The sequence below is a fragment of the Alteribacillus sp. YIM 98480 genome, from assembly GCF_009765375.1.
In the GTDB taxonomy this organism is placed as follows: Bacteria; Bacillota; Bacilli; order Bacillales; family Marinococcaceae; genus Alteribacillus.
Map to the genome: position 1 here is coordinate 16,104 of NZ_VTOK01000014.1, position 21,518 is coordinate 37,621.

Consider the following 21,518-nt stretch of genomic DNA (forward strand, 5'->3'; position numbering starts at 1 on the left):
TAAACTTTAGCTAATAATATCAAACCAAATTTTAATAGCTGTACCGAGAATTAAAATTGCTAACATTCCCCGTAATACCATACTATCTACTTTTTTGCTTAGATTAGCTCCTAATGGTGATGCTAGAATGCTAGCAACAATCATAATCAACGCTGGTATATATAGAACTTGATTTGTCATGACTTTTCCAACTGTTGTTCCTATAGAAGATATAAATGTAATCGCTAATGAGGTTGCAATGGTCATTTTAGTAGGAATTTTCAACACTACTAACAGAACGGGAACGAGAATGAAAGCTCCTGCAGCTCCAACAATTCCAGCAGAAGCTCCTATGATGAGAGCGAGAATGGAAGCTAGTATTTTGTTATAAGTCACTGGTTCATGAGGAATATGATCTAACCCTTTTTTAGGAAATAACATCATTACAGCTGCGATCGTTGCTAATATGGCATATGTAAAATTAATTTTTTCTACCGTTAAATACTTAGAACCATATCCTCCGATAAAGCTCCCAATGAGTATGTTTGTACCCATAATAAGTATTAAGCTTTTATTTAAGTAATTTTCTTTTCTAAAAGCCCATACCCCTGCGATTGAAGCAAATAACACTTGAACCGCACTAATTCCAGAGACCTCGTGAGCATTAAAAGCTATAAAACCTAGAAAAGAAGGAATATATAAAAGCATTGGGTATTTAATTATAGATCCACCAATCCCCAGCATTCCTGAAATAAAAGAACCTACAAATCCAATAGCAAATATAAGTATTACAAATGAAAGGTCAATTAGTAATCACACCATTCAAACTAAAGTAATAGTCACTACAGCAACGAACTGGGCTCAATGGTTTTCTAATTCCTCTGTATCACGATAATGCTTATATATTGTTGGTTATGGTTTCCATATGTTCACCATTCCCTCTAGAACTTCCTACTGGCAGTTTCTTAAAACGATTTTTTCACCTCCTGTAGAACTTCTCCTCTCTATTAACATAATCAGCAAACGGACAAGCGGCTATTAAAAACTCATTGTGCACATTTCATGAATTCCTATTGTATACGATGTGTATATTACTATTTTGAGAATTTTTTGTCAACAACGAACATTTGAATCATTCATAATTTACTAAAAATAATGCAGAGGAGTTTAAGACTATTTTATTCGATAAATATACAACTCTTTAAAAATAAAAAAAAAGCTCCGTACTAATGCAAATTCCTTTTGCAGCGAGGAATTAAGTAGAAATAAAATTTACTTGAATGAATTTCATAGAAATATAAGAACCAATGAATCATATAGGAAAAGAACGACAATAAATAAAAACGCTATAATAATTTATCTCCTTCATGAAAAGAGACCCATCAAATGGGCCTTTTTTATGCTTTTCTAATCCAGAATTTTAGTACATCATCTTCCTCTGTGTCTTTCAACAGCTCGTGTCCACTGGATTTCGTCCAAGCAGAGAGGTCACTTTTTGCTCCTTTATCTGTGGCATGGACTTCCAGGATGTCCCCTAAATTCAGCTCTTCCATTGCTTTTTTTGTTCTTACAATCGGCATTGGACATGCCAGCCCTTTTGCATCTAATAATTTTGTTGCTTCCATGATAATTCCTCCTCTTTAACATTTATTATCCTTCTACCGCACAGCGGTTTGGACCTGTTTCCATTACTTTTTGATCTTCTGGTTCCGGGGTGATTTTACCCATGTTTGTTTTACGGATATCTTCATATGCATTAGGCTGCGGCGGAAGGTTTTCGGTCACCATCTTTCTAAATTCATTTTCATTTTCCACCTGCAGCCCGGAATTTCTTAGATAAAGATCTCCTAGACGGGCAGAGACGCTTCCGCCTTTGCCCAGCTCGTCAGCGAAAGAATAGTGAGCTGGCATAACAATAAGATCGTCGGAAAGGTTTTTATAACGACTGTAAAGCGTGTGACGCAGATCTTCTACCCAGTCTTCTGCTTTTCCTGAAAGATCTGGCCGTCCGATTGATTTCACAAATAAAATGTCACCAGTCAGTAAATATTTGTCATCTACAATGAAGGAAGTACTCCCAACCGTATGACCTGGAGAATAAAACGGCTGAACTTTAATTGCTGTATTGCCTACTATAATATCGTTACCTTCTTCCAAAGCCGCATAATCAAACGTTACCTCTGTGGCATCTTTTTCTGGAAGATAATACGTTCCCCCAGTTTTTTCAGCCAGCTGAAGACCGCCTGAAATATGATCCGCATGCAGGTGAGTATCGATCGTATATTTGATCTTGACGCCTTTTTCTTCTGCAAATCTTTCATACACATCAATCATCCGGTTTGCATCGACAACAGCTGCCTCCCCGTTGGATTCAATGAAATAGGACAAGCAACCTTTACCTAAACGGACAAACTGATAAATACTTCCACCGTCACTCAAATCACTGATTTTAACAGGCTCTAGATGTTCACTCCATGCTTTCATGCCGCCTTCAAGACTGTAGACGTTTGAGAAGCCTTCTTCTTCGAGCATATCTGCTATCATTTTGGAAGAACCGCCTTTGGCACAAACCACGATGATTTCCTGGCTCTTTTGGATTTTTCCTACAACAGCATCGACACCATCTAGTAAGTTGAAATAAGGTTCGTTTACGACTTCAACGTTTCCGCCTTCAATTTTCCAATTATCAAATTCATCCGTGTTTCGAACATCTAAAATAAGTGTGTCTTCATGATTGACGATTTTTTTCGCCAAATCTTTTGTGCTCAATATTTTTGTCATTCTGGTTACCCTCCCAAATTTAAATGTTAGGCTGTTATCTGCTTCTTTGGCATAATGCTCCTAAGTTAGTTGTTTTTCTCCGTTGGACCGTCCCATTCTGTCATACCTGGGACGACATTTTTTACCTTTTGAAACCCTTTTTCGGCTAGCTTTTGAGAGGCCAAATCACTGCGGCTTCCTGTCCGGCAGATCACGTGAACATCTTTTTCTTTATCCATTTCATTGATGCTCTCTTCAAGTTCATTAAGCGGAATATTGACTGCACCTGGAATATGACCAAACGCATATTCAGCTGGCTCCCGTACATCCAGAATAGTGATTTCTTCATTGTTTTCTATTTTGCTGTGCAGTTCTGTCAAATCGATTACATCTTCATATTTGGTTTCTTCTTTGGTTTCCTCTTCACTCGCTTTCCGCACGTAATGTTTGAGGACATCTCCCTCTTCAACAGTTCCGAGATATTGATGGCCGGTGCTTTCCACCCAGGCTTTTAAATCTGCTGTGGATCCTTTATCTGTAGCCTGCACTTCCATCACCTGACCAGGTTTTAAATCTGTCATAGCTTTTTTTGTACGGACAATTGGCATCGGACATGCCAAACCTTTCGCATCTAATATTTCATTTGCGGTAATGTTCATGAAAAACCCTCCTATTTCTCTACTTCATCTACCCAATGAGCTTGCCGCCATTTACATTTGTGACGATATATTCTTTTTCTGTTAAAAATTCACCGGCCTTTCCGTATCTTCCACCTGAACGGCATACGATATAATAATGCTGGTTTCTATCGATTTCACCTAAACGATCAAGAATCTCAGCAAGCGGTATATGACGTGCTCCAGGAATTTTCCCATGCACTACTTCATTATTTCCACCGACATCGATGACATGGACATCTTCTCCATTTTTTATTTTTTCAGCTAATTCATTTGTTTTAGCCTCTTTCGTAATTCTCTCTTCTCCTATTTTTTGATATAATTCCTCAGTCATCACTTTCCATCATAGGAATACCTGTATAGGTATTTTATAATGCAAAAATTTTTAGATAAACAATGTTATATTTCCATCTTCTGATTCTCCAATATAGGCGGCTACTCCACCGTAATCTATCCCATCTATCAGTTCATCTTTTTGAAGACCGAGTAAATCCATCGTCATGGTACATGCCAGCAATTTAATATCCTGCTCGTGCGCCATATCCACTAATTGAGGAAGAGGCATTGCATTATGCTTTTTGATTACATTTTTTATCATTTTAGGACCGATTCCCAAATAATTCATTTTGGAAAGCCCCATTTTATCCGCGCCTCTTGGCATCATTTTCCCAAACAGTTTTTCCAAAAGACCTTTTTTGACAGGGACCTGATTATCTTTTCGAAGCGCATTTAATCCCCAGAAAGTATGAAAAATGGTCACCTCATGATCATAGGCGGCCGCCCCATTTGCGATAATATAAGCAGCCATCGTTTTATCATAATCACCACTAAACAAAATAATTGTCGTTTTCTTTTTCTCCGTCATAAAAATTTCCCTCCTACACATCATTTACATATACTTGTATGGGTATTTAATATGCTAAAAAAAATACTAATTACTTGCTTTTACCAAAAGATCAACTGCTTCTCTTATAAGTTTTTCGGATCTTTCTCCATTTTCCTTCTCTTCACAAATACAGTGTTCAAGATTCTTGCTGACAATTATTGTAGCTGTACGATCTAAAGCACTTCTTACTGATGTTACCTGGGTGATACGTCTCGGCAATCTTTTTCTTCTTCCATCCTTTTTAACAAACCTCTAACTTGTCTTTCACTTCTTTATCAAATTCCTCCTATACCCCCCCCTTTGTATATTTTTTATTTATAGCGGCGTGATGAATGGTTGTTTTTAAATACAGCATTCATAATATACCCCCTCGTGTATTTTGTCAACCTATAAAGGAAACGACACCAGCCAAAAAACTAGAATAACAATAACGCCAAAATCTGGAGCATTTTTGTAAACTGCTATAATCAAGAAATTTCCAATAATTACAAAGCTAATAAATCCACTTCGAAATAACATCTCATTTTCTAAGAAGTTTTTAACACTTGCTGCTGCATCCTCTTATAGCGGAATCCGTAGTTTTGCTTTATACTTTAAACCTTTAATAAAATTAAACATTCTTTAAAGGGTAAAAAAGTACTCATCAATCATTTATTGATGAGCACTTATCCATTTCTTGATATCTTTTGCATCTAAATTTCCACCTGATACCTCTAGTCCATAAACAATTTTTTAAATCATGTAAAGGTATAACCAATGGTCTTTTTGATTTTTTGCTTTTAAGAGACTTTGAGCTCCTTCTACTTCCATTTTATACACGGATTTTTCTTATCTTATATTAAGGGATTTACAATACTAAAGCCATACTGTTTTTTCTTTAAAGGAAGTTCTTTTTTTCTCATTTTTGTCTTTCAATTCCTTTTCATCTGGATAACCTAAGCAAATGGTTCCAATCACCTTCTTACCTTCAGGAGCCCCTATAAACTCATGTGACCGATTATCATGGACAAGTCCTACTCCTCTCGTTCTCCATACAAAGCCAAGATCCAGTTCCTGGGCAGCTAACCACATGGAGTGAATAGCACAGCACACAGCATATTCATTGTCCTTTGTGTCAGCTTCCGTTGAAGCAATATCAGAAGTCACTATAATCATAACCGGAGTTTTTTTTACTACTGCCAAAGAACTTTCTACTAATTTCGGTTTCGTTGGAAAACGCTCTTGTAAGTACTCATAGGTTACTTCTTCATATCTTTTTTTTGCTTCTCCTTGTATAACAAAGAAACTCCAAGGCTCTCTCATACGATCATTGGGAGCAAGCGTCGCTGCTTTCAGCAATTGTTCTATTTTTTCTTGTTCGATTTCCCGAAGTTCGAAGCTCCGAATAGCTCTTCTAGTATGCAGTGCCTCTATGATACTCATTTCATATCTCTCCTTTTTTTATACCATATCAATCATCATCTTCTTTATTTTTCGTTAGTTTAGCTCTGTTTTTTTATCACGGCCGCGGGTTAAAGTTGTTTAACTTTCTTGGGCAAATTCGATTTCTGTTTCCTCTGACGTTTCTAACAATAAGCGTGAGTATGGGTGAGTCAGATGATTAACTTTCCATTCTTCAAAGATGTCTATGATTTCCCCTTTATACATAACCGCGACCCGTTGACAAAATTCTCTCAATGTATCTATATCATGTGTGATGAATAAATAAGCCACTTTCTCTTTTGATTGAATGTACTTTAACCGTTTAAGGATAGATTGCTGAGCCTCTTGATCGATACTAGCAATCGATTCATCAAAAATGATAACTTCCGGCTTAACGGCAAGAGCTCGAGCGATACAAACTCGCTGCTTTTGCCCGCCACTTAGCTGATAGGGTCGTCGTTCTAACAGACTATTATCTATACCTGCCATTTCCATTAGCTGCAAGCATCTTGCTTCCCGTTTTATGTTTTCACCGGGAAAAAAATTATGAAGCGGCTCTTGGATAATATCTCGTACGTTCATTTTCGGGTGAAGCGCTGAATGGGAGTCTTGCAGCACAAGCTGCATTCGTTTAAAAATTTCCAAGTCTTTCATTTGTCTAATGGAGCATCCGTTCAGAAGAATATCCCCTTTAGTAACAGGCTCTAGGTTCATGATAAGTTTTGCGAGCGTGCTTTTACCACTGCCGCTTTCCCCGACAAGTCCGAGACACTCTCCTCGTTTCAATTGAAGTGACACCTGCTTCACTGCCTGAAACTGTTCTGCTTTTTTCCACCATAAGCGCTTTCTTGACCTAAGTGGATATTCCTTTGTCACTTGATCGAGCTCTAGCAGGCTCATGATGTCACCCCTTCTATACGCATTTTTAGTATGCGGTCTGCAAACTTCCTCACGCTCTTTTTATCATGGGAAATGAGCAAAACAGTCAGTGAATAGTCGTACTGAAGCTTCTTCAATAGCGATAATACCCTTTCCCGGTTAATAATATCTAGAGCGGCAGTTGGTTCGTCAGCAATAATGACTTTTGGTTCAAGGCTCAGCATAATGGCCAGTAGTACCCGCTGTCTCATTCCTCCGCTTAATTCAAACGGATAGGCTCGTAAAATATCGGCTGGATCGGCAAATCCCACTTCATTAAGAAGGGTATGAAGCTGTAATAGAATGTCTTTTCGCTTCCATTTTCGGTTTTGGCCGATCGTTTCTACCATTTGTTTTTTAATCGTGCGGATCGGATTTAAGCCATTCAGCGAATCTTGAATTAAAAGCGCAATATGGTGACGGCGAAGCTGCTTCCACTGTCTATCATTAAACGGAACTACATTTTGCTGCTGATATATAATCCGCCCGCCCGTCACGTCCAGCCTTTTTCCGAGCAGACCAACGATCGCCTGTGCTGTTAAGCTTTTTCCGCATCCGCTTGGTCCGGTGAGCGCAACCATCTCACCAGCCTGAACGTGAAATGAAACATCGCGCACCAGTGGTTCAAACACACCATCTTTGTAATGAGAAATCTCCAGCTGATCTACTTGCAGTAATCGATGGAGGCGAGACATATTTTAACTACCCCTCTTTCGTAACCGGTTCATTGAATTGGTCGCTTACAAGCTGGCAGACAAGTACAAACAAAACGACAGCTATTCCTGGAAAAACCATGACGTGAGGCGCTACCTGAAAGTACCCGGTCGCATCCTGCAGCATCACACCCCACTCCGGGGTCGGCGGTTGCACACCTACGCCTAAAAAAGAAAGTCCTGCAATCAATAGTACGATTCTGCCTAAGTCAAGAGCTGCAAACACCAAAACCCTCGACAATATTTGCGGCAGTATGTAACGAGAAAGAATGCGAATATGAGAATTCCCCGTCATTCTCGCATACAAGATATAGTCTTCCTGTCCCTCTTTTATCACTAGGCTCCGAATAAATCGAACATAGTCTGCCCAGCGTACCATTACAATGGCAATAATCGTGTTTATAAAACTTGGTCCAAGCATTCCGACAATCGCAATGGTCAGCACAAAATCCGGTACTGCTAACATACCATCGATCATTCGCATAATAATATTATCGGTATTTCCCCGAATATATCCCGCCAAAAGAGCTATTGGAATACTGATGGCCACCGTGATAAGCATAATACAAAAAGCCGATATAACCGTGACACGAATCCCGTAAATGATGCGGGAGAGTACACAACGTCCAAGGTGATCTGTACCAAACGGATAGACAAGGCCGGGGGATGCCAACCGGTTAGACGCATCCACTGCAAGCGGATCATGAGGGGCAATCCAAGGGGCAAAGATGCCTGTCAACACAATGAAGAGAATCCCTGCTGTTCCTAGCCACAGGCTGCTGCCCTCAAGCTTTGAGGTTTGTTTTTTGCAAAACATTTCGAAATCCCCCTCGTTACCTTCGCAAACGTGGATCAATCATATAAAATATCACATCGACCAGAATATGAATCTTAACAAATACAATCGAGGCAAAAATCACGTATCCTTGAATGACCGGATAATCTCTGGCGTTAATGGATTGAATGATATAGCTTCCAAGACCTGGCCAGGCAAAAATCGTCTCAACGATGATGCTTCCCCCTAGCATGAAGGCAAAACTAGTACCAAGCATAGTCACAATCGGCATACTCGCATGTTTAAACACTTGAAACACGAGAATACGTCCATTCGACAACCCGCGGGCCTTTGAAGCTTTAATGAAGTTTTGGTTAAACATTTCCAGCATGTTTTTTCGCAAAACCCGGGCGTAAACCGCACCTATTCCTAGACCAAGTGTCAAGGACGGCAAGACGAGATGGCTCCATTCCCCCCGCCCCATTGTCGGAAACCATCCCTCTTTAACGGAAAAAAAATAAATCATCAATAAAGCAAGCCAGAATGAAGGCACAGCTGCCCCGATAATAGCTAGAACTCTTCCAGTTCGATCCATCCACCCGTTTGAAAAAACAGCTGTTAACACCCCGAGCCCCACTGTAACCGTCAGCATAACCAGCAGTCCCGCTGCCGCTAGTTCAACCGTGGCGGGAAACCGGCTGAGTAACTCTGTGACGACCGGTTCATTTGACACATAAGAGTCACCCCATTGCCATGTAAAAACGTTCATAAGCCACTGACCGTATTGTACCCATAGTGGTGCTGTCAGCCCCAGTTCTTCTCTAAGTGCTTCTATTGCAGTTTCGGAAACGGGCATATCATTGGCATGGAGCAAAATATAAGCAGGATCACCAGGTGTGAGACGCAGCAAAAGAAACGTAAGCGTTGATACCGTAAACACTACAATCAAAAGTTGTAAAAACCGATCTCCTAAAAAGTATATAAGTCTCATTGCACTTAGTCATTACTCCATGTCAATCAAAGGATGAATGTAATAGTATTCAATAGGATGAGGGGTAAATTCTTTCACTTCACTTCTAGCCGCAAAGACTGTGTTCGGATAAACAATAAACGACTGTGGCAGATCCTCATTTAACTGCTCCTGCATTCTTACAGCCAAATCATTACGCTTTTCATCGTCTGTCGTTCGGTTGATTTCCTCAATCATCCTATCCATATCCTCTGATTTGTAACTGCTCACATTTGATGAGCTTGACGAATGGTAAAAGATGTTCTGGAAATATTGAGGATCACCGGTGTGAGCAGTTAACATGCTGTACATGGCAATGTCCCACTTTTCTGAAGAAAGAGCCTCATCAATGTTTTCCACTTGCCTTAAATCGACGGATATACCTTCATCCAATAGTTCGCTTTGAATGATTTCTCCCATAACCGTCAGCTCTGGTCGCTGCGGAAAGGTAAGCATAGTCAATTCAACGATCTCTCCTTCTTTTTCCCACATACCTGATTTGTTTTTATTCCAACCAGATTTTTTCATGATTTCTTCTATGGATTGTGTTTCTTCTTCTGGCATCTCACCAAACGGCAGAATGTCAGCAAACGGGCTATTAGCCGCTGTCCCTTCCCCCATCATGACTGACTGCACAATATCCTCTTTTGGAATCGAAGCATCGACCGCCTTTCGATGAGTCAAATCCTCAAAAAACGGTGACTCCAGATTATACAGCATCATATGGGTACGAAGCGATGGCGTGGTTAACACTTCCAAATCATCGTCGTTTTCTAATACCGGGAGGTTATCAATCGGAACATCCGTGGCTGCATGCACCTCACCGGATTGCAAAGCCATTAACCGAGTTTCTCCCTCTGAAATAAAACGTATTTCAATTTCCGATAACAGTGCCTGCTCTCCCCAGTATTCGTCAAATCGCTCGACAATCAGTGACTCATCCTTATGAAACTCTTTTACCTGGAAAGCACCAGTAAGCGATGGAGAGGCAGTTTCGTCTTCCACCGTAGCAACATCAACAATGATGGTGGAGGGATCAGCCAGGTGCGGGATTAACGCAGCATTCGGCTCTTTTGTCACCATCTTCAGCGTATTATCGTCCACCACTTCGATCGATTCTAACTGAAGCAAATCGACCGTTTTTTGGTTGATGTCTAACGAGCGTTCCAGGGAAGCCTTCACGTTTTCTGCGTTCATTTCTTTTCCGTTATGGAAGGAAACGTTTTCTTGCAATTCGAAAATCCACGTGTTTTCATCTTCCTGTTCCCAATCTTTTGCCAGCCACGGCGACGGCTCAAGATTTTCATCTAAGCGTACAAGGGTTTCAGCAATACCAGCCCTCATGACTTCCCAGCTTTCCGTTCCGTGAGGGTCCAAGTTTGCCGGGCTCCATGTAAAGGCAACAGTAAACCTTTCGTCATTTGCTGTTGAATTTTCATTAGAACCATTTTGTTCCTCTGAAACAGAATCGTTTTGACAAGAAGTCATAAACAGAAGGCTAATCACAATAAAAATAAAATTCCATACATTTTTCTTCATCATTTTCTCCTTTTTGATCAATAAAAAAAGCATTTCCACCGTCGCTAAAGAGGTCAGAAATGCTTGTCTTTAAAATAGGCACAAATCCGTTGCGGATCACTCGTTTCCCTGCAAACTCAGTGCTGTCGCATCCTAACCACCTCCCTATTGTCCCGTAGGTCTAACAGTGATGTTAAAATAGGCAGATCTCCTGACTTAGGGCATTTCCTTTCAAACCTTCCCAGGCAGCACGCCCAGTGGTGTTATGAAAGGAATCAGCATCTGTGGCTGACACCCAATACAGTGGCGGGTCCGTGTCGGATTCTAACCGACTTCCCTTTTAAGTAGATTCAGCGAGTTTCGCATTCTCTAACACCTATTTTCATTCACTATTCAATTGAAAACTATGAATCTGAAATTTACCTTAACCTAAGAATAGCTTCTCTCGTATTTAATGTCAATCTATTCAAAAAACAGCAATATTGTGGTAGTAATTACTTATCATCACTTCTGTATTCTAAAATATCACCGGGTTGACATTCTAAAGCCTGGCAAATCGCCTCTAAAGTCGATAATCGAATCGCCTTTGCTTTTCCATTTTTCAATATAGACAGGTTAGCCATTGTTATTCCAACTCTCTCCGAAAGTTCTGTCACGCTCATTTTCCTTTTAGCTAACATCACCTCAATATTGATAATAATCGCCATTTTTTTCACCTCAGACTATTAAGTCATTTTCCGACTTTATATCAATCGCTTCTTGTAAAAGCTTTTGAAGAATAGCAGCAAAGACAGCAATAACCATCGATGCAAAAATGGGAATCATTCCGATTATAACAAGCCCCGGGGCATCGTCTAGCTCTGCAAAGATATAGAAAAAAGGCAAACCTGCCACATACAAACCGCTGATTGTGTTTGCACAGTATTTTATATTCTTTAAAGCCCTTACAGAAATGCTTGAGAAAGCTTTGTTCTTGTCAATATAGCTTAGAAGTCGGAACGCCTGATACAACGCAACGATAAACGGTATTACTGATACATACATAATGACTGTAATGGGATATAGTATATGGGCATAATCTGGATTTATTGGGTTATTCGCTAACCAAGGTAAGCCAAATATACATAAAGCAAGAACTGGAGTTCCAATTAGAAAAACAGCCAATCTTAAAAAGAGTGTGGACCCTCGTTTCATAAAAAGCACCTCACTTAAATAGTTTCACTTAATTTTATGTTTAAATTTATCGTTTAACAATAAAAATTTATTCCATTTAATTATATTATTATCGTTATAGAATTATTCTTTTAATGTAGATTAGAAAAAATAGGCTTGCCGACAGTCCAAATGGCAATATACTTTGATCCTTTAACAAAATTCCGTCTAGTGACATTGAGTCACCTCGTACAGCTCTTTTCGATTGCTTAAAAGCTCTTCTTTTATTTAACAAAATGACCAAATGTAATGGGTTCCTATTATTTCAAATTATTATCCAGATGTCTTACTACTAAAGGAACACGCAGCCAATACAACATCTATTAAGTTTATCTATACCTGGCGAGATACGGTTTGTTGATATAAGACCTTTGGATAGGTATTTTATACCGTCCTGACCAAATATTTTAATATTACTTGACAGGAATATTCCTTAAATGGAATAATCAATTTAACAACAAGGTGCGACATAGGTGAAGTGAAAAACCCGGAGGTGATATTCTTAATGTAACAACAAGAAAAATACACATGTTAGGAGCGAATTCACCATGAACGTACAAACATTTAGTGCACTGGCAGAACCCAACCGTCTTGCTATCGTCGATCTTCTTCTTAACGAACCACTTCCAGTCGGGGAAATTGCGGAGAAGCTAAACCTAAACCAGCCCCAAACGTCAAAGCATCTTCGCGTTTTGAGCGAAGCTGGTCTTGTCGAGGTTCAGCCGATAACTAATCGCCGAATATATAAGCTAAGACCAGAACCGTTTCAAGAGTTGGATAAGTGGCTTGACTCCTACCGCCGAGTGTGGGAAGCGCGGATGAATCGGCTGGACGATTATCTCAATGTATTACAACGAAAAAAACCACTTAATTAATGATTAGATAGCGAAAACCTACAGCAAAGTTGCTTCTTTTAATTGTATGCGGCTAATTAAAACATCAAGTTCAAAGACATAATAGCCTCCTTCCCCTAAGAGTCTTCAACTTTGCGATAGTGAAGATAACACTTTGCTGATCTGGAAAAAAGTACATGATAAACGGAAAAGATTATAAAAATGGGATGGAGGAGTTAAAATGTCAATCAACGAATTAAAATCTAGAGTAGAGAACGATCAGGTGCTGGTACTGGAGCGTATTTTCGATGCACCGCGCGATCTCGTTTTCAAAATGTTTAAAGAACCTGAGCATCTCATGCATTGGTGGGGGCCTATTGGCTGGGAACTTCCAGTTTGCCACATTGATTTTCGACCGGGCGGTACATGGCATTTCTGTATGAAGTGTATGGACCGGAATCAAGGAGAATATTACGGTATGGAGTCTTGGGGAAAAGTCGTTTACAAGGATATTATCGAGCCAGAAATGATTATTTACACCGATTACTTCTCGGATGCCGATGGTAATATCGATGAAAATATGCCATCCTCTGAGATCACGTTAGAATTCATCGATCTGGGCGGCAAGACGAAACTAGTTAACCGTGCTGAATATGTGTCTGCAGAAGCTCTCAAGTCGGTCATGGACATGGGCATGTTACAAGGCATCACCGAAACTTGGAACCGTCTGGAAGAGCATCTGAACGAGGTCAAATAAGGTATAAATTCATAATTAAAAGGAGGGTGTTAATGATAGAACAAAAAATTGTTCCGCACTTATGGTTTAATCATGAAGCAAAAGAAGCTGCACAATTTTATGCATCCATTTTTCCAGATTCAAAAGTCACCGATATCGCAACCATTCACGACACACCATCTGGCGAAAGCAATGTCGTTTCTTTTAATCTCGCAGGACATTCATTCATGGCCATAAATGGAGGCCCGCATTTTCAGTTCAATCCTTCGATTTCTTTTTTTGTCAATTTTGATCCTTCTAGAGATGAGAACGCGTGGGAAAATTTAGATCAGCTTTGGGAAAAGCTGTCCCAAGACGGTACACCACTTATGCCGCTTCAAGAATCTCCATTCAGTAAGCACTACGGATGGATACAGGATAAGTATGGCCTGTCATGGCAGCTGATCCTAACGAACCCCGCTGGTGAAGAACGACCATTTATCGTACCTTCATTGATGTATGTTCAAGATGTATACGGTAAGGCAGAAGCAGCCAGTGACTATTATCTTTCTGTTTTCAATGATTCAAAACGAGGGGAAATCGCACGCTATCCAGCAGACATGGAGCCAGACAAGGAAGGAACTTTAATGTTTACAGATTTTATGCTAGAGAAGCAATGGTTTGCTGCTATGGACAGTGCACACCCACATAACTTCAAATTTAATGAAGCCATTTCACTTTTAGTTCAGTGCGAAAATCAAGCAGAGATTGATTACTACTGGGAAAAGCTTTCCTCAGATCCAAAAGCAGAACAATGCGGCTGGTTGAAAGATGAGTACGGTGTCTCTTGGCAAATTTGGCCAAAAGTTATGGGAGAAATGATGGCAAACGGGACAAACGAACAAATGGATCGATTAACAAAAACATTTCTTCAAATGAAAAAATTTGACATAGAAAAATTAAAAGAAGCATACCAAGGTAAGTAATAATAATGTTGCTCCGAAATAAAAATAAATGTTTTTACAGCTGGTTACTGCCAGCTTTTTTTATTACACATAAGGGCGCAGCTATGCGACAAAAAGATGCTAATACCCTTCTTCATACTGCTTCGTTCGTATTATAAGGCAGCCGGGTAAAATATTTCTGGTTGACCATAGTTTTATTAGAACGGTACAAATGAATATTCAAATTGTTATCGTTTTGATTTATTACATGCAATTGCTCCAATATCGTCTAGTTCAGATTAAGGTCGGCATATGGAAAGCTGATCTTTGCTTTCCATTGACGAACCGAAGGAATCTCGAGCGAGTAGTCGCTTGCGCTAGACATGTAAAACGCCAAATATTTATCATTTCTTACCTTTTGAAAAAATGCCTGACCCCTATCGGCTAAAACGTCAGCAGATTTGAGGGTCAGGCACCATTGTGTTTCCTCTATTTTTTGTTCACTGAAGCATCGTAAATTGTATCGACAGCCTGTTGTAACGTCTCGTTGAATTCTTCGTCCGACTGATTGACATTCAAGTCAGCGGTGAGTGCGCGGGAGAAGCTTGCAATGAGGCCATCATTCTTTTTCAATTTTTCATTGGCTTCCTCACGGGCATAGCCACCGGATAGAGCGACAACACGAACGACACGCGGATGTTCGATCAATTCTTTATACAAATTAGCTTTCGTTGGAATAGTTAGTTTGAGCATCACATTTTCTTCTTCAGTTAGATCGTCCAGATGCTTAAGGATTTCCTCCTTTAGCATTTCTTCTGATTGTTCTTTGCTTTCACTGTGAATGTTCACTTCTGGTTCAATGATCGGTATCAGATCGGCAGCGATGATGCGTTTTCCGATGTCAAATTGCTGATCAACGACAGCCTTGATGCCTTCTTGGTTCAGTTCATGGATGACAGAGCGCATTTTGGTACCGAAAATGTTTCGTTCGTTAGCACGGCGCAAGGTTTCATCCAGATCATGGATCGGTTTCATGAGCTGGACACCATTTTCCTGTTCGGCGAGTCCTTTATCGACCTTCAGAAATGGCACAATTCCTTTATCGGCAAGGTAGTCGGCAGTGTATTGGCCTTCGATGTCACGATCCATCGTCTGTTCGAACAGAATGGCGCCGAGAATGGAGTCGGAACGGAAGGCAGGGGAAGTAATAATTCTTGTTCTCATCTCATGGACCAGGTCAAACATTTCATCTTTCCCGGCGTAGGAATCTTCCGGTACACCGTATGCGGCCAATGCTTTCGGAGTACTGCCCCCGCTTTGGTCGAGCGCTGCGATAAATCCTTTTCCGTTTTTGATTTTGTCAAACTGGTTATTGTTCATATCTTCCACCTTCTTTTCGCATTAAAAATATCCTTCAATAATCTTCCCATTACTGCCATCTTTACAACAGGTTACTTTCACATCGTACCTGTTTCTACGTGCGGCCAAGCTATCGTATGTCAATTATTGTACATGATAATGAAGAAGTTGTCTTTATCCTTGTATATAGATAGCAGCTCTTCATCAAAATATTTTGACTCTTGTACCTCCGTAATGTTGACTGTAGTTGAGTTTATGCCCATCTATTCCGATAGGCAAAGTTCCAAACGGGATTATATGTAATTCATTATCCAGCCACTTCATTGTTGCAAAAGTTCTCTGTTACTATTTAACGTACTAAATTCAAATTGCTTTTCTGGGAAACACATACCAATCAAAAACGAGATTAAAAAACGACACTACTCCTCGTTCAAACGAAAAGTAATGTCGTTAGTACTATGTATGGTGGAGCTAGGGGGATTTGAACCCCCGACCTCTACACTGCCAGTGTAGCATTCTCCCGCTGAACTATAGCCCCGTCATAACTGTATGGTCTATCGATTCTACGACAAGGGCAGTACAATCAGCAACGTCTCCCTGCTGAGCTAATACCCCGTTTCTCCTAAAAACGACAATTTTTATTATAAGCTTTTTTGTTTATTCTGTCAAATTTAAAATACTAATTCTAAGAGAAGCCAGCCAACAGCTCCTGCTGCCCCTGCCAGAAATGATTCTAGTATGCTCACTTTCCGCCACTTTTTTTCTTTTGAATAATCTAATATAATCCACCCTGCAAATACAGCTGCACCAAAAATAATGGCTTCTCCCATTTTTGCGTCCCCCTGACAACATCTACTCTTTTACGTTACCAGAGGAACTTGATTATGACAATAAAACTTCTTCTAATTCTGTATTTAACCGCTTCGCCATGTCAACAGAAGACTGCGGTACTTCTGCGTCATGCTCAACGGGTTCTGAAAATTGATTAAGTACAGCATTGTAGGGTTCAGAAACATTGTCTACATGCTCCTGGTATTTGTGTGTTAATACAAAAGGAGTGCCAATCTGCACTACTACGCCTTTTTGTTCTAACTCCCCGTCAACGGCTGTGAATGGCACACGAAAAAATTGGTATCCATTCTCATTTGAAATTTTATAATCAAAACTGCCATGGTCATAATCCCAATTTCCACCAATTTCATATCCAATCGGCTTTAATTTCTTTTCCAGGTCATATAGTACAAATTTATGGTTTTCAATCTTAGAGGACACCTCAATCATTTTTCCCGCTCCTTTTAAAAAAGTTTTCTGTTAGTATGTTTCCACTCCTTTTTTATTTCATGCTACTTCGCAGAAAAATTAGAAAAACACGGCTTGTGAAAAACGCAATAAAAATGCCCTCAGCATGTGCACTGAGGGGCATTCCTGTTAGGATTGGTTTAATCTGTTTTGCAATGCTTCTTTTCTTTCTTCAAAACCAGGCTTCCCGAGAAGGGCAAACATATTTTTCTTATATGCTTCCACACCAGGCTGATCAAACGGATTAACTCCGAGTAAATATCCGCTTATAGCACAAGCTTTCTCAAAGAAATAGACAAGGTAGCCAAAATAATATTCATTTAATTCAGGGATTTGTAAAACGAGATTTGGTACATCTCCGTCTGTATGCGCAAGAAGTGTTCCTTCGAATGCTTTCTTATTGACAAAGTCCATTGATTCCCCAGCAAGATAGTTTAAGCCGTCGAGATCATCTTCCGTTTCTTCTATGGTTACATTCTTACCTGTTTCTTCGATTTGAAGAACGGTTTCAAACAGATGGCGGCGGCCTTCTTGGACATATTGACCCATGGAGTGGAGATCAGTAGAAAAGTCAACAGAAGCTGGGAACAGCCCTTTTCCATCTTTGCCTTCACTTTCTCCAAATAACTGCTTCCACCACTCGGAAACATAATGAAGCTGAGGCTCATAATTAACCAATAATTCAATGGCTTTTCCTTTTTGATAAAAAATATGACGAAGCGCAGCATATTGATAAGCATAATTTTTATGCAAGTCCTCTTCAAAAAGGTCCTTTCGTGCATCATTTGCTCCAGTCATCATACTAGTTATATCAAGTCCAGCGGCTGCGATCGGCAAAAGTCCCACTGCCGTTAAAACGGAATAACGCCCGCCTACATCATCCGGGACAACAAACGTTTCATACCCTTGTTCATCTGCCAGTGTTTTTAAGGCTCCTTTTTCTTTATCTGTTGTAGCATAAATACGTTTGGCCGCCTCTTCTTTTCCATATTTTTTTTCTAAATAATTACGGAAAATCCGAAATGCAATTGCGGGTTCTGTGGTCGTACCAGATTTAGAAATAACATTAATAGACACATCTTTGCCTTCTAACATGTCTAATAAATCTTGAGTATAGGATTGACTGATTTGGTGGCCGGCAAAATATATTTCAGGCCCGCTGCGATCTTTGCTGCCAAGCTGATTGCGGAAAGAATGACTTAAACTTTCAATTGCGGCCTTCGCCCCTAGATAAGAGCCGCCAATTCCAATAACTAACAAAACATCACTGTCTTTTTGGATTTTTTCTGCTGCTTTTTGAATGCGAGAAAATTCATCCTTATCGTAGTTTTCCGGAAGGTCAACCCAGCCCAAAAAATCATTTCCTGCTCCCGTTTTCTCATGGACTGCTTGATGAGCATTGGCAACAGCACTTTTTAAATGCTCCATCTCCTCTTCTTTTACAAAAGACAATACATTACTGTAATCTATGGTGATTCCTTTCGCCATGAAAAATCTCCTCCATTTTTAACGTATATTCTCAATGTAAAGAAGCTCGTTTTGCAAATCAAGCACTTTACTATATGTAAACGGCTACATGAGAAAAATTTTGGTTTCATGCATAATCTTACAAAATATATATCATCCTAATAAATACAAACAAGTGAGAAAAACTGTTGAAGAGCAAGTCGTGAAGGGAGGTGAATAGGATGAGCGGATTACAGCGCACTGCTCTCGTACTGGCTATCATTGGAGCAATTAACTGGGGATTGATTGGCTTTTTTGGCTTTGACTTGATTGCATCTATTTTTGGAAGCCAGGCAGCCGCCTTATCTCGTGTCATCTACTCATTAGTGGGGATTGCCGGACTCTATTGTATTTCTCTGCTTTTAAAGCCCGATGAAGAATTAGAAAAAAGTCCAGAACCGCAGCGGTAATGCTGAACAAGTTTATTTCTGCCTTCATTAAAAACATTCATTAAAACTTGACTTACCGCCAAGTCTTTATGGGGAGAGTCGTGATTTTGCTTATACTTTGATTCTTTTTGCAAAAAAAGAAGGGGTTATAACGGAAAATATGTTCCGTCTATAATCCCTTCTATCTACATGAACTATTTGCGCATTCTTTTGTTTAAATCAGCTTGTATTTCATTGGATTGTTTTAGCCAATCTTTTAGTTTATCTTCAAGCGTATTAAAACCTTGATTTTTTTGGCTGTTATTTTTGCTGCCGCCTCTAGGACCGCTTCGCTGGCTGCGCGTTTCATTTGCTTTTCCTTCAGGAGCTGGCTCCGTATCACGAATGGAAAGTGAAATTTTCCCTGACTCTTCATCAATGGACTTAATTTTAACCTTTACTTGATCACCAACAGATAATGCTTCGTGTATATCTTTAACGTATCCATGAGCGACCTCTGATATATGCACAAGTCCTTGTTTGTTGTCATCAAGTGCTACAAACGCTCCGAAGGGCTTTATGCCTGTAACTTTACCTTCTACAATACTACCAACTTCATACTGCTTAACCGACATGCAAACATCTCCTAACAATTTATTAGCCAACAAATTGTAACATAAATTTCAGCATTCGGCAATTTCAATACATATGAACAACTAAGAAAAGCGCAAGCGCCTTAAAAGAAGGAAGTTCGGCTACGAGCGTCACGTCCTGTGACAACGCCGAACTGACTCCCATCCTGGGAGCCCGCGACAGGTTCTGGAGCTTTCACGCAGGGTCGCCTGCGGCCCGGAGTCGAAGGGAAGACATAAGACGTTCTGCTCATTTTAATGAACTTCTACTAAGATCGCACACGTCCTGTGACAACGCTGAACTGGCTTACACAGGAGGTGTTGACTTTTGCATTGCGACAGGACGTTCGCGGTTTTAGCAAAAGTTCCTCTTTATCGTGTGCGCCTGAGCGGCTGGGCGCTGGAGCTAGACATCAAAAACGCCAAATATTTATTATTTCTTACTTGTTTAAAAAATTGGCTGTGAACTTGACAATGATGGGATTTATCAGCTAATGTGATTTAATGTCAAATGATAAGGAGAGAGGAGACACCTATGAGTAACGCAGGAGATCAGTGGAAGTCGAAAATAGGTTTTATATTGGCAGCAGCCGGGTCTGCAATTGGGCTTGGAGCTGTATGGAAACTTCCATACGTAGCAGGAACAAGTGGAGGCGGCGCCTTTTTTATTATATTTTTAGCTTTTACATTAATATTAGGGACTTCCCTTTTACTTGCAGAGTTTGTCATTGGAAGAAAAACACAAAAATCGCCCATTCAAGCATATAAAGAGCTGGCCCCTGGGACGCCATGGTACTGGGTCGGAATTCTTGGTATTATTTCTTCTTGCTTAATTTTATCTTTTTATGCTGTGGTCGGCGGATGGATTCTTACTTATTTTGTTCGCAGCTTAACTGGCGGCATGACAAATCCACCCACCGGTGACTACGGTATGCTGTTTGGTTCCATTATTTCGAACCATTGGGAAGTCGGGATTGCTCACCTTGCCTTTATCATTATAACGATTCTCGTCGTACAAGGAGGCATTCAAAAAGGAATTGAACGAGCGAGCGGCATTATGATGCCTGCACTTTTTGTCATTTTTATTATTTTAGTAATACGTTCACTTACTCTTGACGGCGCAATGGAAGGTGTCAGATTTTTCTTGCAGCCAGATTTTAGCAAAGTTGGCGGTGACACTATTCTTTTCGCTCTCGGGCAAGCTTTCTTTTCCCTTAGCCTTGGCGTTTCCATTATGGTGACCTACAGCTCTTATCTCGATAAGAAAGAGAGCCTTGTCCGCTCAGCTTCTTCCATTGTCGGTCTAAGCATATTAATTGCCTTTTTATCAGGCTTAGCCATCTTTCCAGGGGTATTTGCTTTTGGCTTAGAACCTAACGAAGGACCTAGTTTAATATTCACCGTTTTACCGGCCGTTTTTAGTGAAATGGCATTTGGCGGTGTGTTTTTATCATTATTTTTGCTTTTATTGTTATTTGCTACCTTAACTTCTGCTTTTTCTTTACTTGAGATTGTCGTATCTTCTACGGCTAGAAATCAGCCAGAGCGCAGAATGGCAGCCGCATGGATTGGCGGACTTGGCATTTTTGTACTTGGTATTCCGTCCAACTTGTCTTATGGGGTACTTTCTGAGTGGTTTGTTTTCGGAAATACCTTTTTCGATAATATAGATTTTCTTGTTAGTAATATTTTACTGCCATTAGGGGCTCTTCTTATTGCGCTTTTTGTTCCATTAAAAATGAAGCATCAAGACTTGAAGGAAGAGCTGCTTCGAGGTTCTGGATTAGGAGAAGGGTTTTTCCGCAGCTGGATGATTATGATTCGTTATATCACACCTATAGCTATTTTATTTGCATTTTTAGATGTGCTAGGAGTTTGGTAATAAATTTCAAATCCAGGGATTAAAAAGTAAAAATGTGGGAAAATAATAGTATATTCCCCCTCTTTAAAGGCAAAGCATACTTCGCTTTGTCTTTTTTTCATTAAAAACCTC

General features: G+C 40.0%; 26 protein-coding genes, 1 tRNA gene and 1 riboswitch. Of the genes, 6 read left to right on the forward strand and 21 right to left on the reverse strand.

The window, feature by feature from the left end:
* Positions 1–6: 6 nt before the first annotated feature.
* From FZF09_RS16845 to FZF09_RS16915, 15 genes are all read right to left on the reverse strand, one after another.
* On the reverse strand, positions 7–786 hold the full coding sequence (locus tag FZF09_RS16845; protein ID WP_158737874.1) for a sulfite exporter TauE/SafE family protein: 780 nt from the start codon (positions 784–786) through the stop codon (positions 7–9).
* Positions 787–1,376: 590 nt separating this feature from the next.
* The gene (locus FZF09_RS16850; protein ID WP_158737771.1) at positions 1,377–1,604 is read right to left on the reverse strand and encodes a sulfurtransferase TusA family protein; all 228 of its coding nucleotides are present in this window, start codon (positions 1,602–1,604) and stop codon (positions 1,377–1,379) included.
* 25 nt (positions 1,605–1,629) lie between these two features.
* Positions 1,630–2,760 (reverse strand): MBL fold metallo-hydrolase, encoded by a 1,131-nt coding sequence (locus tag FZF09_RS16855; RefSeq protein ID WP_158737772.1) that lies wholly within the window; start codon positions 2,758–2,760, stop codon positions 1,630–1,632.
* Positions 2,761–2,825: 65 nt separating this feature from the next.
* Positions 2,826–3,398, reverse strand: coding sequence for a sulfurtransferase TusA family protein (locus tag FZF09_RS16860; protein WP_158737773.1), 573 nt, complete (start codon positions 3,396–3,398; stop codon positions 2,826–2,828).
* 28 nt (positions 3,399–3,426) lie between these two features.
* Positions 3,427–3,750, reverse strand: a complete 324-nt coding sequence (locus tag FZF09_RS16865) for a rhodanese-like domain-containing protein (protein ID WP_370514487.1) — start codon at positions 3,748–3,750, stop codon at positions 3,427–3,429.
* A gap of 51 nt (positions 3,751–3,801) precedes the next feature.
* The gene (locus tag FZF09_RS16870) at positions 3,802–4,281 is read right to left on the reverse strand and encodes a DsrE/DsrF/DrsH-like family protein (protein ID WP_158737774.1); all 480 of its coding nucleotides are present in this window, start codon (positions 4,279–4,281) and stop codon (positions 3,802–3,804) included.
* Positions 4,282–4,347: 66 nt separating this feature from the next.
* Positions 4,348–4,521 (reverse strand): metal-sensing transcriptional repressor, encoded by a 174-nt coding sequence (locus tag FZF09_RS16875; protein ID WP_370514488.1) that lies wholly within the window; start codon positions 4,519–4,521, stop codon positions 4,348–4,350.
* A gap of 636 nt (positions 4,522–5,157) precedes the next feature.
* Positions 5,158–5,724, reverse strand: coding sequence for a nitroreductase family protein (locus FZF09_RS16880; protein ID WP_158737775.1), 567 nt, complete (start codon positions 5,722–5,724; stop codon positions 5,158–5,160).
* A 99-nt stretch (positions 5,725–5,823) separates the two neighbouring features.
* Positions 5,824–6,624, reverse strand: coding sequence for an ABC transporter ATP-binding protein (locus FZF09_RS16885; protein ID WP_158737776.1), 801 nt, complete (start codon positions 6,622–6,624; stop codon positions 5,824–5,826).
* A complete protein-coding gene (locus FZF09_RS16890; protein WP_158737777.1) occupies positions 6,621–7,337 on the reverse strand; it encodes an ATP-binding cassette domain-containing protein in 717 nt (238 codons plus the stop codon). The genes FZF09_RS16885 and FZF09_RS16890 overlap by 4 nt, the downstream gene beginning before the upstream one ends.
* 7 nt (positions 7,338–7,344) lie before the next feature.
* Positions 7,345–8,172, reverse strand: coding sequence for an ABC transporter permease (locus FZF09_RS16895; protein ID WP_158737778.1), 828 nt, complete (start codon positions 8,170–8,172; stop codon positions 7,345–7,347).
* 16 nt (positions 8,173–8,188) lie between these two features.
* Positions 8,189–9,121 (reverse strand): nickel ABC transporter permease, encoded by a 933-nt coding sequence (nikB, locus tag FZF09_RS16900; RefSeq protein WP_158737779.1) that lies wholly within the window; start codon positions 9,119–9,121, stop codon positions 8,189–8,191.
* 12 nt (positions 9,122–9,133) lie between these two features.
* Positions 9,134–10,681 carry an ABC transporter substrate-binding protein gene (locus FZF09_RS16905; protein WP_158737780.1) on the reverse strand — a complete coding sequence of 516 codons (1,548 nt, stop codon included), beginning with the start codon at positions 10,679–10,681 and terminating at the stop codon, positions 9,134–9,136.
* Between the two features lie 160 nt (positions 10,682–10,841).
* Positions 10,842–11,052: riboswitch (cobalamin riboswitch) on the reverse strand.
* Between the two features lie 99 nt (positions 11,053–11,151).
* Complete coding sequence (locus FZF09_RS16910; protein WP_158737781.1) at positions 11,152–11,364, reverse strand: helix-turn-helix domain-containing protein; 213 nt, start codon at positions 11,362–11,364, stop codon at positions 11,152–11,154.
* A gap of 10 nt (positions 11,365–11,374) precedes the next feature.
* The gene (locus tag FZF09_RS16915; RefSeq protein WP_158737782.1) at positions 11,375–11,851 is read right to left on the reverse strand and encodes a DUF2975 domain-containing protein; all 477 of its coding nucleotides are present in this window, start codon (positions 11,849–11,851) and stop codon (positions 11,375–11,377) included.
* Between the two features lie 566 nt (positions 11,852–12,417).
* On the opposite strand from FZF09_RS16915, the gene FZF09_RS16920 reads away from it, so the two are divergent.
* From FZF09_RS16920 to FZF09_RS16930, 3 genes are all read left to right on the forward strand, one after another.
* Positions 12,418–12,744: an ArsR/SmtB family transcription factor gene (locus tag FZF09_RS16920; RefSeq protein WP_158737783.1), complete on the forward strand. Its 327-nt coding sequence runs from the start codon at positions 12,418–12,420 to the stop codon at positions 12,742–12,744.
* Between the two features lie 199 nt (positions 12,745–12,943).
* Positions 12,944–13,459 (forward strand): SRPBCC domain-containing protein, encoded by a 516-nt coding sequence (locus tag FZF09_RS16925; RefSeq protein ID WP_158737784.1) that lies wholly within the window; start codon positions 12,944–12,946, stop codon positions 13,457–13,459.
* 32 nt (positions 13,460–13,491) lie between these two features.
* Positions 13,492–14,403 (forward strand): VOC family protein, encoded by a 912-nt coding sequence (locus FZF09_RS16930; protein ID WP_158737785.1) that lies wholly within the window; start codon positions 13,492–13,494, stop codon positions 14,401–14,403.
* A gap of 447 nt (positions 14,404–14,850) precedes the next feature.
* Here FZF09_RS16930 and FZF09_RS16935 read toward each other — a convergent pair whose 3' ends face one another.
* From FZF09_RS16935 to FZF09_RS16955, 5 genes are all read right to left on the reverse strand, one after another.
* A complete protein-coding gene (locus FZF09_RS16935) occupies positions 14,851–15,741 on the reverse strand; it encodes a fructose bisphosphate aldolase (protein ID WP_158737786.1) in 891 nt (296 codons plus the stop codon).
* A gap of 442 nt (positions 15,742–16,183) precedes the next feature.
* A tRNA-Ala gene (locus FZF09_RS16940) sits at positions 16,184–16,258 on the reverse strand.
* 133 nt (positions 16,259–16,391) lie between these two features.
* Positions 16,392–16,550: a hypothetical protein gene (locus FZF09_RS16945; RefSeq protein WP_158737787.1), complete on the reverse strand. Its 159-nt coding sequence runs from the start codon at positions 16,548–16,550 to the stop codon at positions 16,392–16,394.
* 52 nt (positions 16,551–16,602) lie between these two features.
* The gene (locus FZF09_RS16950) at positions 16,603–17,001 is read right to left on the reverse strand and encodes a YugN family protein (protein WP_158737788.1); all 399 of its coding nucleotides are present in this window, start codon (positions 16,999–17,001) and stop codon (positions 16,603–16,605) included.
* A 147-nt stretch (positions 17,002–17,148) separates the two neighbouring features.
* Positions 17,149–18,507: a glucose-6-phosphate isomerase gene (locus FZF09_RS16955; RefSeq protein ID WP_158737789.1), complete on the reverse strand. Its 1,359-nt coding sequence runs from the start codon at positions 18,505–18,507 to the stop codon at positions 17,149–17,151.
* Between the two features lie 200 nt (positions 18,508–18,707).
* On the opposite strand from FZF09_RS16955, the gene FZF09_RS16960 reads away from it, so the two are divergent.
* Positions 18,708–18,935: a DUF378 domain-containing protein gene (locus FZF09_RS16960; RefSeq protein ID WP_091581457.1), complete on the forward strand. Its 228-nt coding sequence runs from the start codon at positions 18,708–18,710 to the stop codon at positions 18,933–18,935.
* 173 nt (positions 18,936–19,108) lie between these two features.
* Here FZF09_RS16960 and yugI read toward each other — a convergent pair whose 3' ends face one another.
* A complete protein-coding gene (gene yugI, locus FZF09_RS16965; protein WP_158737790.1) occupies positions 19,109–19,528 on the reverse strand; it encodes a S1 domain-containing post-transcriptional regulator GSP13 in 420 nt (139 codons plus the stop codon).
* Between the two features lie 325 nt (positions 19,529–19,853).
* Here yugI and FZF09_RS22840 point away from each other — a divergent pair, with 325 nt between their 5' ends.
* Together FZF09_RS22840 and FZF09_RS16970 are read left to right on the forward strand one after the other, a co-directional pair.
* The gene (locus FZF09_RS22840) at positions 19,854–19,991 is read left to right on the forward strand and encodes a hypothetical protein (protein WP_233269533.1); all 138 of its coding nucleotides are present in this window, start codon (positions 19,854–19,856) and stop codon (positions 19,989–19,991) included.
* A gap of 69 nt (positions 19,992–20,060) precedes the next feature.
* The gene (locus FZF09_RS16970; RefSeq protein WP_158737791.1) at positions 20,061–21,407 is read left to right on the forward strand and encodes a sodium-dependent transporter; all 1,347 of its coding nucleotides are present in this window, start codon (positions 20,061–20,063) and stop codon (positions 21,405–21,407) included.
* Positions 21,408–21,518 lie beyond the last annotated feature (111 nt).